A 15,147-nucleotide genomic window follows, 5' to 3' on the forward strand; every position below is an offset into this window, starting at 1 on the left:
TTATTTAGCGTTTTAACAAAAAAGCATACGCCCCGTAAGGTTGTAATGTATAGCCAGCTTCTGTTTGTTTGATTGCTTCTGTTTCATTCGTAATTAAGCATGTAGCCTTCGTTAAATCAACAGTCATATCGACTGAAACAACTTGGTCCGTAAAGTTTGTTAAGACAACAAGCACTTGGTCATCTAATACGCGCTCATAGACGTATACATCCTCACGGTCAGGATGAAGCAGCTGATAACGTCCTTTAACAAAAATCTCATGTTGCTTTCTCAGTTCAATTAATTGTTTGTAGTAATAAAAAATCGAATCCTCCCGTGCTAATGCGTCTTTCACATTAATATCTGGATAGTTTGGATTCACCTTGATCCAAGGTTCACCCGTTGTAAATCCAGCATGATTCTCACTTGACCACTGCATTGGTGTTCTCGCATTATCGCGGCCGCGTTGATGAATCGCTCTTATCATCTCATCTTCTGTCAGTAAACCTTTGTCCGTTAATTCATGATAAGCATTAATCGACTCAAGGTCCCGGTAATCGTCAATCGAATCAAACTTTACATTGGTCATGCCTATCTCTTCACCTTGGAACACGTAAGGGGTACCTTTCAACATATGCAGACACGTCGCAAGCATCTTACCTGACTTTTCCCGGTATTGCGCGCGGTCATCACCAAAGCGAGAAATCGCCCGGGGTTGATCATGATTGCTCCAATATAAGCTATTCCACCCCACTTGGTCGAGCCCTTCTTGCCAACGAGTGAAAATCTTTTTTAATTCGGTAAGTTTCCATTCTTTCGGTGTCCACTTACCGAGTTCACCGTCACCTAAGCCGACGTGATCAAAGTGAAACACCATATCTAATTCCTTCCGGTCCTCACCTGTATAGAGCTTCGCTTGGTCTACATTCACATTGGGCATTTCACCAACGGTGATTGTTTCATAATCCGCCAACACTTCCTGATGTATCTCTTGTAAGAAGTCATGGACCTTCGGTCCATTAAAATAATACGGACTGCCATCGTTATAACCCGTTTTTAGTAATTCACCTTCTGGATAGCGCGGATCTTTTGAAATCATGTTGATGACATCCATTCTAAAGCCAGCGACGCCTTTATCTAACCAGTTACGCATCATCTGATAAATGTCGTGACGCATATTTTCATTTTCCCAGTTTAAATCAGGTTGTTTCTTACTGAAAAGATGTAAGTAGTATTGACCCGTTGCCTCATCAAACTCCCACACACTGCCACCAAATGCGGCCGCCCAGTTTGTTGGTGGTTCACCGTTTGTTTTTGGGTCATGCCAAATATAATAGTCTCGTTTCTCACTTGCTTTACTTTGTCTTGATTCAATAAACCAGTGATGTTCATCTGATGTATGATTTACAACTAAATCCATCATAATTTTTAATCCTAACCGGTTCGCTTCCGCTAACATACGATCATAATCTTCCATTGTACCAAACTCATCCATAATGGCTTCATAATCACTAATATCATAGCCATTATCATCATTCGGTGATTGATACACCGGTGATAACCAAATGACTTCAATACCTAACTGTTTTAAGTACGGTAAGCGCTCTGTAATCCCGTTAATATCTCCAATACCATCGCCATTTGAATCATTAAAACTACGTGGATAAATCTGATAGACAGTAGAATTTTGCCACCATTTCCCCATTTTAATGCCTCCTTAATATTATTCATGAAAAAGTTGCGCAATTTTGCATTTTTTACAAATAACTATTTTTCTCTCATTACATGTTAATCGAATTATGAATGACCGCTAAATCAGCCACAGTATAAAATCATTTGCAACCGGATACATTATTAGCCATAACAAACCTTAAGGCAAACGGTTGCACTTAATCGCTATCAAAAGAATAGCACAATTCATTTCAGGTCGCAATATATTTACTTAAATTAATTTATAATAGCTTTCATTCTTTCTGTTTAAATCCACCCGTTATTTTTATCCATTTAAAGTGACCTGGCATGCCTTACCTTATTTTCTTATACAAATTGAGAGAAGACGACGTTTTTTTCACAAAAAACCTCTCAAACGGACAAACCGCATGAGAGGTTTTAAGCAGACTATTTATCATTACTTGTAATATCTTCCTTTACTAATGTTTTTGGATCAAATCGCTTCTCGAAAAATACACCGACAAAATAGAAGAAGATCAGTCCAACAGACACATGAATGAATGTATACTGCCAACCAAATGCCGCCACTTCGAATAACACAATCGGTAGCTTTGCGGTTGTCCATACCCCTAAGAAAAACACGACATAACGAATATTCGCACCTTTCTTTAATAATGTAATAGCGATTGGAAAGGCTATATACATCGGCCCCGCCGCAAGTCCTCCTAATAACAACGCGACGATAACACCTAGAAACTTCGAGTCATCTCCCATAAACTTAATTAAGACTTTTTTATCAACCCACTGATCTATTAATCCAACAAGGACGAGAATAGGTGGTAGTAACGAAAACATGTCAATTAAGCTATCGCCTGTCAGTGATAAAGCATTCGTCCCTCGGTCAGGACTGATCCATGTCAAACCAAGCAGGATAATACTTAAGATGGTCAGCGCACGGAAGCGTTTAATTATAGCCATGGTAACACCACCCAAATGACGAAACTAAAAACAAACGCCATGAGTACCGCTGATAAGTTTCGCATGTACGTAAACTCTTTACCGAAGATTTTTCTTTCCATCGGTAAACTAGCAAAACCAACAGAGACAAGGGTCGCAATAAACGCTGATACTTGGACTAATCCTGCCCCATTGTCCACTAATGTATCCGCCAGTGGAAACACGACAAAACTTGGTAGCATCGCAAATGATCCAATAAAACTAGCGATGAAGACACCCACAACGCCTGATTGATCACCGATCAATGATGAAATGGTCTCGGGTGTGAATATGGATAAACTTAAACCGACAAACAGTAAAATAGCTAGCAGCTCTGGTGCGAGCTTGACTAACATATTTTTAGCTTTCATCAGCGCTTTTTTTGTTTTTTGCCGGTCCTTAAACCATGATAAAGCTGTCAATAGCATAATGATGCTATATAAAAATATTGATTGAGTCATACAACCCCTCCTTATATACCCCTATGGGTATACAAGGATTAGATCTTTCTGTCAAAATATTTATGTCTCTTACTTTCTCACATACGCTTCCTATAAATTGAAGGAATGCTATGGTAGTATCAACAGCACGTTTAATACATCCACAAAAATAAGACAAAACCTAGAATGATGCTCATAGGTTTTGTCTTTTAGTTAAGCTTGTTGTTTTTTCATTTGTTTACTGCGCAGTTGACCACAGGCCGCGTCAATGTCTGACCCTTGTTCAACTCGGACCCCGCAGTTGATCCCTTCTTTAAGTAGGGCTTCATAGAAAGCTAAAATTTGTTTCTTTTCACTACGATCATATTGATTATGTTCAGCAACAGGATTATACGGAATGAGATTCACATAACTCAAATGACGTTTATCTTTTAATAACTTCGCCAATTGTTTTGCTTCTTTCACATGATCATTCACATCTTTTAAAAGAATATATTCAAATGTGATCCGTCGATTGGTCGTTTTTAAGTAATAATCAATACTGTCCATTAACTTTTGAATCGGGAAAGCTCGATTGATCTTCATAATAGACGTTCTTAGTTCATCATTTGGTGCATGGAGTGAGACAGCTAAGTTTACTTGTAAGTTCTCATCAGCAAAATCTCTGATTTTATGCGCAAGACCACTTGTTGAAACAGTAATGTGCCGTGCACCAATCGATAATCCTTTTTGATCATTTACGATACGTAAGAACGCCATCGTATGATCATAGTTATCAAATGGTTCGCCAATACCCATCACAACGATATGACTCACGCGTTCATCTAAACCTTTTTCATCAAGGGCATGTTGCACCTTCATAATTTGTTCAACAATTTCACCGCTCGTTAAGTCGCGATTCTTCTTTAATAACCCACTGGCACAAAACGTACAGCCGATGTTACAGCCAACCTGTGTTGTCACACATACGGATAGACCATAAGAAAAACGCATCAAAACTGTTTCAATTAAGTTACCATCTGATAATTTAAATAGGAACTTAATTGTCCCATCTTTTGATTCCTGCTTGATCTCTTCTTCTAATGTCCCGATCGTAAAATGCGCTTCTAATAAATCACGCGTGTCTTTAGGTAGGTTCGTCATATCTTCAAAGTTTTTAACACGTTTAACATATAACCAATCCCACACTTGTGTCGCTCTAAATTTCTTTAATCCTTGACTTAAAAACCAATCGGTTAATTGGTCTTTCGTTAAGCCATAAATGGATGGTTTGTTTGACATAAATCATTTCCCCTTTGTTGTTAAATCCACCGTACAGTTAAATCACTTACTTATATTATAGGTTCACGTCTTTTTACGCAACCTTTTCCTCTCATTATATAGCTAAAAAATGATGAAGCCAACGAAAAAACGTGCTATTCAAGCGCTATCTCAAAATAAATTTATATTTTTTTCTTTTATTTTTACCGTGCTAAACCCTATCATATCAAGCTTCATTTCTATATTTTTAAAAAAAGTCAGAATTTTATAGACGAAAGCAACAATTTCTCTTCCGATAGGGTTGCATTTATTAAAAACGCCTGCTATAATGAACTTAGCTATTTTGTTCGACTGCAAAAACACTTCAAGTAACTAGCAACGTGAAAGTTTTCGTTTTGATGCTTGAGCAAGAATAGTAATACAATTGTGTGGAATAACCACACTAGGAGGAAAAGTAATATGGCACAAGGTACAGTAAAATGGTTTAACGCAGACAAAGGTTTTGGATTTATCGAAGTAGAAGGACAAGACGATGTATTCGTACACTTCTCAGCAATCCAAGGCGATGGCTTTAAAACACTTGAAGAAGGACAAGCAGTAACTTTCGATATCGAAGAAGGTAACCGCGGACCACAAGCAGCTAACGTTGAAAAGAACTAATTAGACCTAACACACAAAGGAAGCGATTCTGTCGCTTCCTTTTTTTGTTGATTATTTTTATTTATCAACCCGCATATACTTGTGAGATGACCCATCGTGATCAATGACTTACACCATAATGGCGTTGTTTTAAAAAAGAAAAAAAGAGGCCTTAGCCCCTTTTACTTTAATCATCATCCCGATCATCTTCGTCGTCTACTTCTTTATCAAAGTCTAAAACATCGCCAGAGACAGCATCTAATGCCATCTCAATTTCTACCCGACCAGCTTTTAATTCAATGTCATATACCATACGACCATCATCGTTATCTAACTCTATTTTTTCAATTCGATAGTCCGCATAATTTTTAGTTAATAATTGACGCACAGCATCACGTGACATGACTTGACTTTTAGCGGTTGTTTGGTCATCGCGCTGCTCCATCTCAATAATGAGCACTTTTCCGGTAAAAGCATCAATCTCTACTTCAAATTCATGCGTATCATTTTCAAGTTCGACTTGATAGTAAGTCATGCCATCATCTTCTTCAAGTTCAATTTCAGTCACTTTTGCATTGTTTGCTTTTTCTCTTGCGATTTTCTGTGCCTGTCCTCGATTAATCATAACAGCCGGTGTATTGGCTACTGTTTCTTTAGCTACATCGGAGGCATTTTCATTTGGAATCGATTGATTAGATGACAGTTCTTCATCACCTTTCGATTCTTCTTGTTCTGACACTGGTTCTTTTGAGTCATCTGTCGTTCCATCAACAGTTGAGCTGTCAGATTCAGAGGCAGGATCTGAGTCAGTAGATGTATCTACTTGTTCTTCATCTGTCGTTGTTACTTCACCTGATTGATCAGCAGTTGCTTCTTGTTTAGGTTGATCCGCTTGTTCACGATCATTCGCTGTTGCGACGGAATGATTCTTTTCTTCTAAGTAAAGGATTTCTCCCGTTGTTGCATCTAATACCAATTCAAATGACTGCGTATCCATTTTAATTTCAATTTCGTACGTGTTGTCATCATATTCAACTTCGACTACTTCTCCAGGAAAGCGTTCGCTAGCAAGCGACTCAATCTCTTCGATCGACATCTTAGCTTCTGTTGTGCCCATAGCATATTGGAATACATACGCACTGATAAGAAAGACAGCCAGCCCACCGACAAGACTTCCGATTACTTTTACCATTGTTGATTTCATTTTTATCATCCTCCCTTTGTTACTTTTAGTATAGCAATAGAAGATGAAAGCACTGTAAAGGCTTCATGAGAAATTAATGAGAAGATGGTTAGAATGGTAAAAAGATACGAAATGTCGTCCCTTTACCTAAGGTTGACGCTACTTCAATCCGCCCATCATGTTGGTCAACAATCGCTTTGGCAATCGTTAAACCGAGACCTGTTCCCCCGGTTTCGCGTGCACGAGCCTTATCCACACGATAAAACCGATCAAAAATAGCTAATTGATCTTGTTCACTTAATCCTTCACCCTTATCTTCCACTTCAATAATCGCCTCAGTCGCCGTTTGTTTTAACCTTAACATAATAGCGGCTTCTGAATACTTCTGAGCATTATCTAACAAAATATAGACCAATTGTTTTAGCTTCTCTTGATCACCAACAATCGTTATCTCTTGTTCTACCATATCTAGCGCAATGGTTCGGTCAAAAGCTAAAGCAATGGATTTACTCGCTTGTTTTAAAAGCGGTCTTAAAGATACTTGTTCAAACGTAAACCTCTCACCTTTTTCAATTGATACGAGCGTTAACATTTGTTGGATTAAGCGATGCATACGGTCTGTTTCATCATTTATCGTTTCAAGTGATTCTTCCATCACCTCTGGATTAATCTTCCCTTGACGTTCCATCAACCTTACATAACTCTTAATCACCGCTAGGGGAGTCTTTAATTCATGCGAAGCATTGGCGACAAACTGTTCTTGTGTATCAAACATTGACTTAAGTCGGGTATTCATTTCATTAAAGTTAAGCGCCATTTGTCCAAGTTCATCTTTCCGATCACTAAATTCGACCGTTTCCCACTTCCCATCCGTTTGATTATGTTGCATCGCGTGCGACAATCGTTCGATTGGTTGAATGATGAGTCTGGCAATTGTCTTCCCAATTAATACACCCGGAATGATCATAATGAAAAAACTTAAGATGAGCACGAGCATTAAGACATCGAGGGCATCATCAATATATTTGAGTGGTTGCACTAATTCGAGCGCTCTTACTTGTTGATCGACATAAATAATTGGCACAGATACTTTAGCAAAGCGCTCACCATCTTCGATAGTGAATTCTTCTGTCGCTGATCGATTAATAAATGAGGCATCAAGATTCGTCAAGCGTTCATCTTGTGTCACGACTTGAATAATCTCCCCTTCATCGTCTATGAGACGAATCATCCCATCAGCGGGAACATAAGCTTTTAATAATTGGGCCGGGTCTACATTGCTGACCTCATCTTGAGCAAAAGCTTCAAGTAATGTCGTCGCTTGCGCTTCAATCCGGTCGATTTCTTGACTCGTCATAATTTGAATAAAACTAAAATAAATGAGCGCTTCAATCACAAATAAAAACAAGAGAAAGCCGAGCGTGTTAAATAAGACAAGCTTTGTCTTCAGTTTCATCTTTATTCACTCCGCACCATATAACCGACACCCCGCACCGTTTCAATCAGCTCATAACCTAACTTCTGTCGTAAATATCTGACATAGACATCAACGACGTTTGTCTCGCCCATATAATCATATCCCCACACTTCTGCCAAGAGTTGATCACGAGTCAACACGTGATTTTTATTCCTCGCTAAATAAGCCATTAACTCAAATTCTCGTTTCGTTAATTCAACAAGTCGGTCATCTTTCTTTACTTCGTAAGTACTTAAATAAATCACGACATCTTTGATAGCTAATTGATCTGCTTGATCGGTCTCAAGCGCTAATGGATTCTTGCGCAGTTGCACTCTGATTCTAGCAAGCAATTCTTCAATTTCAAACGGCTTGGTAATATAATCATTCGCACCTAGTCTAAGCCACTCACTTTATCATAAATTTGATCACGCGCTGTCAGCATGATCACTGGCAATGTTTCATTTTCTTTTCGTAAGCGACGCAAAATATCCATCCCGCTTAAATTAGGTAACATAACGTCTAAAATGACTAATTCAAACGTTTGATCTAACATAAGTTGAAGTGCTTCTTTCCCGTCATGACATAATAACACATCATAACCTTCAAACTTTAACTCAAGTTCTAAAGCACGTGCCAATTTCACTTCATCTTCTACCACTAATATTGTCATTATTTTCACCTCATTAACCATAGTCTACCACACCTATCGATGTTACTGGTCCTGTTTAACACATATATAGGTATTAAAAAAACCTAGAGATCGCTGGGGACCGCTAGGTTTAAGTCTCGAATACACGCAAGACTTATGAGATCTGTTTCATTTCATCATCCAGTCCAACACTTCTTTTATATGTCGGTCCCAATAGCCCCATTCATGGGTACCTGAATCAAACGTCACTTTTGACCGAAGGTCATAGGCTGTTAACTGTTCTGCTAAACGTTGATTATCCTCGTAAAGAAAGTCTTCTGTTCCACATGCAAGATAAATATCTGGTACATCCTTTTTATTGTTGATTAACTGCTTGAGTAAGTAAAACAGATCATGTGTCGTATCGGTAATATCTTTATCCGCAAAAATGCGATCCATTAATGGTCCCATATCGCCCGTCTCGCGTTCTTGTCGTAGTCTCGCCATATCAACAGCCCCAGAGAGCGAAGCGACTTTATGGAAAGCGTCCGGTCTACTTAACGCCCATTTAAGCGCCCCATATCCCCCCATCGATAAACCGGCGACATAAGTATCCTTAGGTTCCATTGATACCGGAAATAAGTAGGCCACTTTTTTAGGTAGCTCTTCCGATAAGAAAGTAAAGTAGTTTCTCCCTTGATGCATATCAGTATAAAAACTATGGTCACCATCAGGCATTACAACAGCTATCCCATGTTCATCCGCGTAGCGTTCAATTGATGTTCGTCTGCTCCAAATCGTATGATCATCGGAAAAGCCATGAAGTAAATAAAGAAGAGGTAACTTTGCTTGTTGGTCTTTATTTACCCCGCCATATTGGTTGCTTGTTTGTTCCGGAATTATCACAGTCATTCCCGTATGCTTTTGTAAAACATCTGAAAAAAAGTGACACGTCATTTGCGCCATATAATCTTCTCCTACTTTCCCTATAATTATTTTTAATATAACCCAATAGAACTAGATGACACAGCCGACATAATGGCCATGTGCTCCACTTCAATTAATTCGTACGCAAGCGTCAGCACGTCTTGACTCGCCCCTGTTTGATGCGGCAAATAATCAATCAGTAGCATATGCATCGCTAACTGTTTTTGAAACTTTTTATCTTGCTTAATTTTCGTTCGTTTCACTAAGTCATTAACTAATATCTCCAGTTCAATTACATGTTTCTTCTCAAAAGATGAATGTGATAAAATCGCAAACGAGAGATATTGTTCTGGTTCTATCGTAAAGTTTACCTCACTTAACTGTTTGAATAACTGAATCGCATGACTTAAATGGTGACGGAAGGCCGGTAATGAAAAGACCATACTCATGACATAAAGGTGCGTCCCCGCCTTAAACCCATGTTTGACTAATTGATCATAATTCGATTCAATCACTTCAACAACAGCTTGTTCATCTTGCAAGCGTTTATTATGCTGTTGTTCGACAGTAATTTTAAATACAAATGGAAAAATGGTTCGATTTAGCATAAAGCTATGTCGATGCTTTAAGCGGCGATACAGCTGATTAGCTGACCCTACAGAAGAAAGCGGCGCCTTTTTCTCTACTAACATAAGTGCTAAGTAATAACTGACCGTTTCTTTGATCATACCCTCTTTCATTAACGCTTTTTGTTGCGTTAAAAAATCATCAATCGCTGCGATCGGATCGTCTGTCTTAATAATTAAAGATGCAGCAATAAAGTACTGTTCCGATTGTTTTAACGTGGAGAAAGGCGATAGTTTTTTACTGAGCGTTTGACTAACATGCTCAAATACATTTAAATCTAGCGGTTGATGACTAAGCGCAAATTGTAGTGATACGAGCGCAATACTTTTTGAGTCAAAACGCCAGCGGTAACGCTTTTTTAGTTTTAAGACATTATCTTCAAATACACGTAAAATGTTTAAGTAGTCATCCATAATAAACCCCTCACTTTATAACGATTATGCTAGACTATACCTTAAATCTTGTGATTAAAAACGGTTCAAGCAAATTAAATTTCTTCATTTATAAACAAGTTAAACGATCAACATCGCGACGAGCCAAATCAATAGAAAACTGATAACAAGCGAAAAACTGGATACCGTCCCGACAAAGCGGCGATCATAATCAAAATCAACCGCATACGGTAAGTGGACAAGTGGCAAGGGAAGAATCGCCCCAATGAATAATGTGAGTCTTACCATCTCACTTAGCGGTAGCATGTAATAACAAATCAAACCAACGATTATACCACCCCAAATCGCGCTGATAGAAACGATAGTAAATCATGGCGTTGTGACTTGTCCATGTGGATATGAATAAACATCCCGAGCACAATTAAAGACAGCGGCATATTCGCTCTTGAAATGACTTCCGCCGTATCAATCAATAGCATAGGCAGCTGCAAGTTTAGAACTGAAAGGATAAAGACGACGAGATAAGTCATCAGCGGTACCGATCGCCCTAACTTCTTTAATATGGATAAAAAATCAAAGGCCTGATGTTGACCTGAATAATAACTACCAATGACATAACACATACCAAAGGTAATTAAAGCATTCCCAACGTCAAGCATCCCAAAAAACTGAATGCCTTCTTGGCCAAATAAGCCTTCTACTAAAGGATAAGCGAATAAGCCAATATTTAAACCTGGCATCATCATAAGCAACATGCCTTTTGATTTGCCTACTTTCTTACGAAAAAACAAGTAGCCTACTCCCATTAAGATCAAACCATAAATAATGCCACACAATACAAGTACTAACAAGGAGGGTTCAATTGTTAAATCATGAAACGAATAGATAATTAAGCTTGGTAAGGTAACGTTGATGATCAAACGCGAGAGGCCATCCCCCTCATTCTCTCCCAACCAGCCGAAACGGTTAATAAAAAAACCTAGCACGATAATAATAATCGATAAAATGAATTGTTGATTAAAACTACCCAAAAAAATCGCTCCTTTAATATGTATGCCCTTACATGATGTTCTACAATACACAGATGATTCCTTTTCATGGTACACTAGAATATGAGGAAGAACAAGCGATGAACATGGCGTTTTAAATATAGCTTATATTTCACTAATTATTTATCCGGAGGAATAACCATGACACAGATCACACACCTTTTTATCGATGTTGACGGTACTATCGTAAGACATGATCAATCGATTCACAGCAAAACCATCGCCGCCCTTAAAGCTGCTAAAGCAAAAGGCGTTGAACTATGGCTCGCGACGGGGCGACCGGTACATGAACTAAAGCCATTAATGGACACACTCGGCATTACCAATGTTGTTGGATATAACGGGGCTTATGCGAGAAAAGGCGACCGTGTTCTATATGAACAACATATGAATGAACAAGTTGTCGATGATTTGATTCAGACCGCACAAGCTCATAATCAAGAAATCGTGTTATATTCTGACACACATAATTTGTTTACCTCTTTTGAACCTGACTTTGTTCAAACGTTTATTCAACACTTCGGTATTGTGTACAACGCTTTATACACCGATGATCAAAAAAGTCATATATATGGTATGACTTTAATGAACTGTCCAAAAGACAACATCTACTTATATCAAAAAGATGAGACACTTTTCTTTTCTGAAGTACACGTCGAAGGTATGACTAATCACTATGATATTATTCAACAAGCTGTCAATAAAGGCAAAGCAATCGAAGCCATTGTAAAACAAGAAGGTCTAAACATGGAACAGGTAGCTGCCATTGGCGACGGAATGAATGATAAAGACATGTTGAAACTTGCCGGTACCGGTATCGCGATGGGGAACGCTCATCCTGACTTAATCGCTTATAGCGATTATCAGACGACCTCTGTTGATGAAGGGGGCTTATATGATGCCTTTATTCATTTAGGCATTATTGAATCATCATCGTAACTGATCTTCGTTTCATTAGAAACATCTATTTACATCCATTTACTATATAAACATAATGAGGAGCAAGCAAATGATTAAATTAATTGCATCAGACTTAGATGGCACCTTACTACAAGAAGGTGGGACGATTTCAAAAGAAACCGTTCAGATGATTAACAAAGCAGAACAACAAGGTATTCGTTTTATGGTCGCAACTGGCCGCTCATACGGCTCTGCAAAACAAGCAATTTCAAAGGCAGGACTTGACGTGCCTATCTTTGCATGAATGGGGCTAATCTATTCGACCATGAGCATAATCTTGTCGTGGACACACCCTTTGATGTGCCTATCGCAAAAGAAATTATTGCAGCGGTTGACACAAATAAAATTTATTTAGAAATGTATACAAACAACGGCGTCTACGCGCCAGAAAAAGATCACTTTATCGATATGTTGTTAACGATTTTACGAGAAAAGTTTGTTGGGTTCAGTGATGATGAAATTAAAGCGTATATTGATCGACGTTTCCAAGAAGAAACATTCACCTTTACAGATGATTTTCTATCAGTCTTACATGACCCGAATATTATCCCCTATAAATTACTTGCTTTCTCTTATAATAAAGGTGATCTTGAATCGTTGCGTCATATGTTTTCAAATAGAGAAGACATTTATGTGACAAGCTCAGGATTTGATAATGTTGAATTTAATCATAAAGAAGCAACGAAAGGCCATGCGCTATTACGTTACGCCAAGTCGCTCGGCATTACGTCAGATGAGATTATGGCTATTGGTGATAACGAAAATGATTTACCGATGTTAACAAACGTTAAATACGGTGTCGCGATGGACAATGCTGCAGATTTAATTAAAGCAAACGCCGCCTATACGACCACATCAAATAATGATGATGGGGTAAAAAAAGCGATCGAACGTGCGTTGACTATAAATGCAAAAGAATCGGAAGACGTTTGATTAAATAGTATTGGCTCGTATTGAGCTAATCAAAATAGAATCTGTTTCTTTAAAGATAATCGCCCTACCTTTTTATCACTAATCGGATATACTATTATATCTCGAGTAAAGGTGGTGACGTTTATGTATCCTTGCCAACCAAACCCATGCCAATCAAACAGCTACAATACGTTTGCTTTAATTGTTGTTTTGTTTATTTTACTTGTCATCGTTGGCGCATCTTTCTATTAAGACTAGCTTGACATACAAAAAGACTCACGCCATGTGAGTCTTTTTTTCTATCTTCTCTCTTTCGCTTTCTCTTGTTTCATGCTATTTTAGTTACATTCGCTTGCGTTCACCTATATGTCTATCGACAAAAGAACAAATGGTGACTTCACTCATGTGAAATTAATCTAAATAGTACTTAAGCATCCACATATGTTTTTCGAGTGATGTTTTATAGCCAATACATAAATCTTCTGTATCGTCATCGCCCGCTTCACCAGCAAGTTCAATCCCATTTTCTAACTCTTTGACGACTGTTTCAAAGTCCGAAAGGACCGACTTAACCATCTCTTCTGCCGGTACTTTATCTGTGTAAGGTGCTTCACTAATGCTTGAGTGGTCAAGAAACTCTTGTAGTGTAGAATATGGAGTTCCACCAATCGTTAACAAACGCTCCGCAAATTCATCGAATTGCTGATTGACTTCATCGTATAACGCTTCGAATTTTTCATGTAACGTAAAGAAGTTCGGTCCTTTCACATACCAATGATGCTGGTGTAATTTCGTGAATAATACCCCTTGCGTTGCGACAATTTTGTTTAAGTGATCGTGTAATTGTGTCAATGAAAACAACTCCTTTAATAGTTTATTCATTCGATTCATCCACTACGAAACTCTGCTATTGCGTCTATTTGACGTCTCTTACTTCATTTGATTACTTAGCCTAAATAGTAACGTAACATCCACATATGTTTTTCAAGTGATGTTTTATAGCCGATGCACATGTCTTCTGTCACGTCATCACCTGCTTCACCAGCCAGTTCAATCCCTTTTTCTAGGTCCTCAACGACTGTTTCAAAATCAGCTAGGACCGTTTTAACCATCTCGTCTGATGAAACTTCTTTCGTATATGGCGACTCACTTATACTTGAGTGATCAAGAAACTCTTGTAGTGTAGAATAAGGGCTTCCACCAATCGTTAATAAACGCTCCGCAAATTCATCAAATTGCCCATTCACTTCATCGTATAATTCTTCAAACTTTTCATGTAAAACGAAAAACTTATTTCCTTTTACATACCAGTGATGTTGGTGTAACTTCGTGAATAATACCCCTTGTGTTGCGACGATTTTGTTTACGTGATCATGTAGTTGTGTCAATGAAAACAGCTCCTTTTTGTTTATTGAATATGTTTAGATGGATGTTGATAACATGCGTTCATGTGTTTTGTAAAAGCATTTTTGTACAGCGTAAAAAACTTAACCTAAGTAAAAACGTAACATCCACATATGCTTCTCTAGTGACGCTTTATAGCCGATACATAAATCTTCCGTCACATCGTCTCCCGCTTCACCAGCCAGTTCAATCCCTTTAGCTAAGTCTTTGACGACCGTGCCAAAATCAGCTAGGACGGTCTTGACCATCTCTTCTGATGAGACCTCTTTTGTGTATGGTGCTTCACTAATACTTGAGTGGTCAATAAATTCTTGTAGCGTCGAATAAGGACGACCACCAATCGTTAATAAACGCTCAGCAAATGCATCAAATTGTCCGTTTACTTCATCATATAACTCTTCAAACTTTTCATGTAACGTAAAGAATTTATCGCCCTTCACATACCAGTGGTGTTGGTGTAACTTCGTAAAAAGCACCCCTTGTGTTGCGACGATTGTGTTTACGTGATCGTGTAGTTGTGTCATCCAATAGCCTCCTTGAATTGTTTGTAACTGCATCGTTTTCTCTCCCTTGTTACTGTTCCCTTTTCTCAATTTGATAAACATCCCTCAAAAAAGAGAA

The 15,147-nt window shown here is 38.3% G+C and carries 16 protein-coding genes and 2 pseudogenes; 4 read left to right on the forward strand and 14 right to left on the reverse strand.

Annotation, left to right across the window (positions count from 1 at the left end; translation table 11 throughout):
- Positions 1-4: 4 nt before the first annotated feature.
- The 4 genes from JCM19043_RS10000 to rlmN form a co-directional block, all read right to left on the reverse strand.
- Entirely contained in the window at positions 5-1,684 is a 1,680-nt protein-coding gene (locus JCM19043_RS10000; protein ID WP_062322185.1) for an alpha-glucosidase, read from the reverse strand.
- A 413-nt stretch (positions 1,685-2,097) separates the two neighbouring features.
- Positions 2,098-2,628 carry a permease gene (locus JCM19043_RS10005; protein WP_062322187.1) on the reverse strand — a complete coding sequence of 177 codons (531 nt, stop codon included), beginning with the start codon at positions 2,626-2,628 and terminating at the stop codon, positions 2,098-2,100.
- The gene (locus JCM19043_RS10010) at positions 2,619-3,107 is read right to left on the reverse strand and encodes a hypothetical protein (protein ID WP_062322190.1); all 489 of its coding nucleotides are present in this window, start codon (positions 3,105-3,107) and stop codon (positions 2,619-2,621) included. The genes JCM19043_RS10005 and JCM19043_RS10010 overlap by 10 nt, the downstream gene beginning before the upstream one ends.
- Positions 3,108-3,299: 192 nt before the next feature.
- Positions 3,300-4,367: a 23S rRNA (adenine(2503)-C(2))-methyltransferase RlmN gene (gene rlmN, locus JCM19043_RS10015; protein WP_062322191.1), complete on the reverse strand. Its 1,068-nt coding sequence runs from the start codon at positions 4,365-4,367 to the stop codon at positions 3,300-3,302.
- A 438-nt stretch (positions 4,368-4,805) separates the two neighbouring features.
- Between rlmN and JCM19043_RS10025 the strand changes: the two genes are divergently transcribed.
- Positions 4,806-5,006, forward strand: a complete 201-nt coding sequence (locus tag JCM19043_RS10025) for a cold-shock protein (RefSeq protein WP_062322196.1) — start codon at positions 4,806-4,808, stop codon at positions 5,004-5,006.
- Between the two features lie 166 nt (positions 5,007-5,172).
- Here the strand turns inward: JCM19043_RS10025 and JCM19043_RS10030 are convergent, their stop codons facing one another.
- The 7 genes and pseudogenes from JCM19043_RS10030 to JCM19043_RS10060 all read right to left on the reverse strand — a co-directional run bounded on the left by JCM19043_RS10030 (position 5,173) and on the right by JCM19043_RS10060 (position 11,232).
- Positions 5,173-6,189, reverse strand: coding sequence for a PepSY domain-containing protein (locus JCM19043_RS10030; protein ID WP_062322198.1), 1,017 nt, complete (start codon positions 6,187-6,189; stop codon positions 5,173-5,175).
- An 88-nt stretch (positions 6,190-6,277) separates the two neighbouring features.
- On the reverse strand, positions 6,278-7,624 hold the full coding sequence (locus tag JCM19043_RS10035; protein WP_062322200.1) for an ATP-binding protein: 1,347 nt from the start codon (positions 7,622-7,624) through the stop codon (positions 6,278-6,280).
- A gap of 2 nt (positions 7,625-7,626) precedes the next feature.
- Positions 7,627-8,297 (reverse strand): annotated as a pseudogene (locus JCM19043_RS10040) (response regulator transcription factor).
- A gap of 147 nt (positions 8,298-8,444) precedes the next feature.
- The gene (locus tag JCM19043_RS10045) at positions 8,445-9,221 is read right to left on the reverse strand and encodes an alpha/beta hydrolase family protein (protein ID WP_062322202.1); all 777 of its coding nucleotides are present in this window, start codon (positions 9,219-9,221) and stop codon (positions 8,445-8,447) included.
- A 32-nt stretch (positions 9,222-9,253) separates the two neighbouring features.
- Entirely contained in the window at positions 9,254-10,222 is a 969-nt protein-coding gene (locus JCM19043_RS10050; protein WP_062322204.1) for a DUF4003 family protein, read from the reverse strand.
- A 99-nt stretch (positions 10,223-10,321) separates the two neighbouring features.
- A complete protein-coding gene (locus JCM19043_RS10055; protein WP_156321391.1) occupies positions 10,322-10,522 on the reverse strand; it encodes a hypothetical protein in 201 nt (66 codons plus the stop codon).
- A gap of 8 nt (positions 10,523-10,530) precedes the next feature.
- Positions 10,531-11,232, reverse strand: coding sequence for an AEC family transporter (locus JCM19043_RS10060; RefSeq protein ID WP_062322208.1), 702 nt, complete (start codon positions 11,230-11,232; stop codon positions 10,531-10,533).
- A gap of 159 nt (positions 11,233-11,391) precedes the next feature.
- On the opposite strand from JCM19043_RS10060, the gene JCM19043_RS10065 reads away from it, so the two are divergent.
- From JCM19043_RS10065 to JCM19043_RS16070, 3 genes and pseudogenes are all read left to right on the forward strand, one after another.
- On the forward strand, positions 11,392-12,189 hold the full coding sequence (locus JCM19043_RS10065; RefSeq protein ID WP_062322210.1) for an HAD family hydrolase: 798 nt from the start codon (positions 11,392-11,394) through the stop codon (positions 12,187-12,189).
- Between the two features lie 70 nt (positions 12,190-12,259).
- Positions 12,260-13,143: pseudogene (locus tag JCM19043_RS10075) on the forward strand (HAD family hydrolase).
- Between the two features lie 123 nt (positions 13,144-13,266).
- Positions 13,267-13,374, forward strand: coding sequence for a YjcZ family sporulation protein (locus tag JCM19043_RS16070; RefSeq protein ID WP_082394521.1), 108 nt, complete (start codon positions 13,267-13,269; stop codon positions 13,372-13,374).
- Positions 13,375-13,533: 159 nt separating this feature from the next.
- Here JCM19043_RS16070 and JCM19043_RS10080 read toward each other — a convergent pair whose 3' ends face one another.
- From JCM19043_RS10080 to JCM19043_RS10090, 3 genes are all read right to left on the reverse strand, one after another.
- Positions 13,534-14,004, reverse strand: a complete 471-nt coding sequence (locus JCM19043_RS10080; protein ID WP_062322216.1) for a DNA starvation/stationary phase protection protein — start codon at positions 14,002-14,004, stop codon at positions 13,534-13,536.
- Between the two features lie 65 nt (positions 14,005-14,069).
- The gene (locus tag JCM19043_RS10085) at positions 14,070-14,510 is read right to left on the reverse strand and encodes a DNA starvation/stationary phase protection protein (RefSeq protein WP_062322218.1); all 441 of its coding nucleotides are present in this window, start codon (positions 14,508-14,510) and stop codon (positions 14,070-14,072) included.
- A 99-nt stretch (positions 14,511-14,609) separates the two neighbouring features.
- Entirely contained in the window at positions 14,610-15,050 is a 441-nt protein-coding gene (locus tag JCM19043_RS10090) for a Dps family protein (RefSeq protein WP_062322222.1), read from the reverse strand.
- Positions 15,051-15,147 lie beyond the last annotated feature (97 nt).

This window comes from Halolactibacillus sp. JCM 19043 (assembly GCF_001310395.1).
In the GTDB taxonomy this organism is placed as follows: Bacteria; Bacillota; Bacilli; order Bacillales; family Amphibacillaceae; genus Halolactibacillus; species Halolactibacillus miurensis.

Coding starts and splice junctions, on each gene's coding strand:
- JCM19043_RS16070 (WP_082394521.1), top strand. CDS start 13,267: ATGTATCCTTGCCAACCAAACCCATGCCAATCAAACAGCTACAATACG.
- JCM19043_RS10035 (WP_062322200.1), bottom strand. CDS start 7,624: ATGAAACTGAAGACAAAGCTTGTCTTATTTAACACGCTCGGCTTTCTC.
- JCM19043_RS10010 (WP_062322190.1), bottom strand. CDS start 3,107: ATGACTCAATCAATATTTTTATATAGCATCATTATGCTATTGACAGCT.
- JCM19043_RS10090 (WP_062322222.1), bottom strand. CDS start 15,050: ATGACACAACTACACGATCACGTAAACACAATCGTCGCAACACAAGGG.
- JCM19043_RS10080 (WP_062322216.1), bottom strand. CDS start 14,004: ATGAATAAACTATTAAAGGAGTTGTTTTCATTGACACAATTACACGAT.
- JCM19043_RS10050 (WP_062322204.1), bottom strand. CDS start 10,222: ATGGATGACTACTTAAACATTTTACGTGTATTTGAAGATAATGTCTTA.
- JCM19043_RS10030 (WP_062322198.1), bottom strand. CDS start 6,189: ATGAAATCAACAATGGTAAAAGTAATCGGAAGTCTTGTCGGTGGGCTG.
- JCM19043_RS10005 (WP_062322187.1), bottom strand. CDS start 2,628: ATGGCTATAATTAAACGCTTCCGTGCGCTGACCATCTTAAGTATTATC.
- JCM19043_RS10000 (WP_062322185.1), bottom strand. CDS start 1,684: ATGGGGAAATGGTGGCAAAATTCTACTGTCTATCAGATTTATCCACGT.
- JCM19043_RS10045 (WP_062322202.1), bottom strand. CDS start 9,221: ATGGCGCAAATGACGTGTCACTTTTTTTCAGATGTTTTACAAAAGCAT.
- JCM19043_RS10025 (WP_062322196.1), top strand. CDS start 4,806: ATGGCACAAGGTACAGTAAAATGGTTTAACGCAGACAAAGGTTTTGGA.
- JCM19043_RS10065 (WP_062322210.1), top strand. CDS start 11,392: ATGACACAGATCACACACCTTTTTATCGATGTTGACGGTACTATCGTA.
- rlmN (WP_062322191.1), bottom strand. CDS start 4,367: ATGTCAAACAAACCATCCATTTATGGCTTAACGAAAGACCAATTAACC.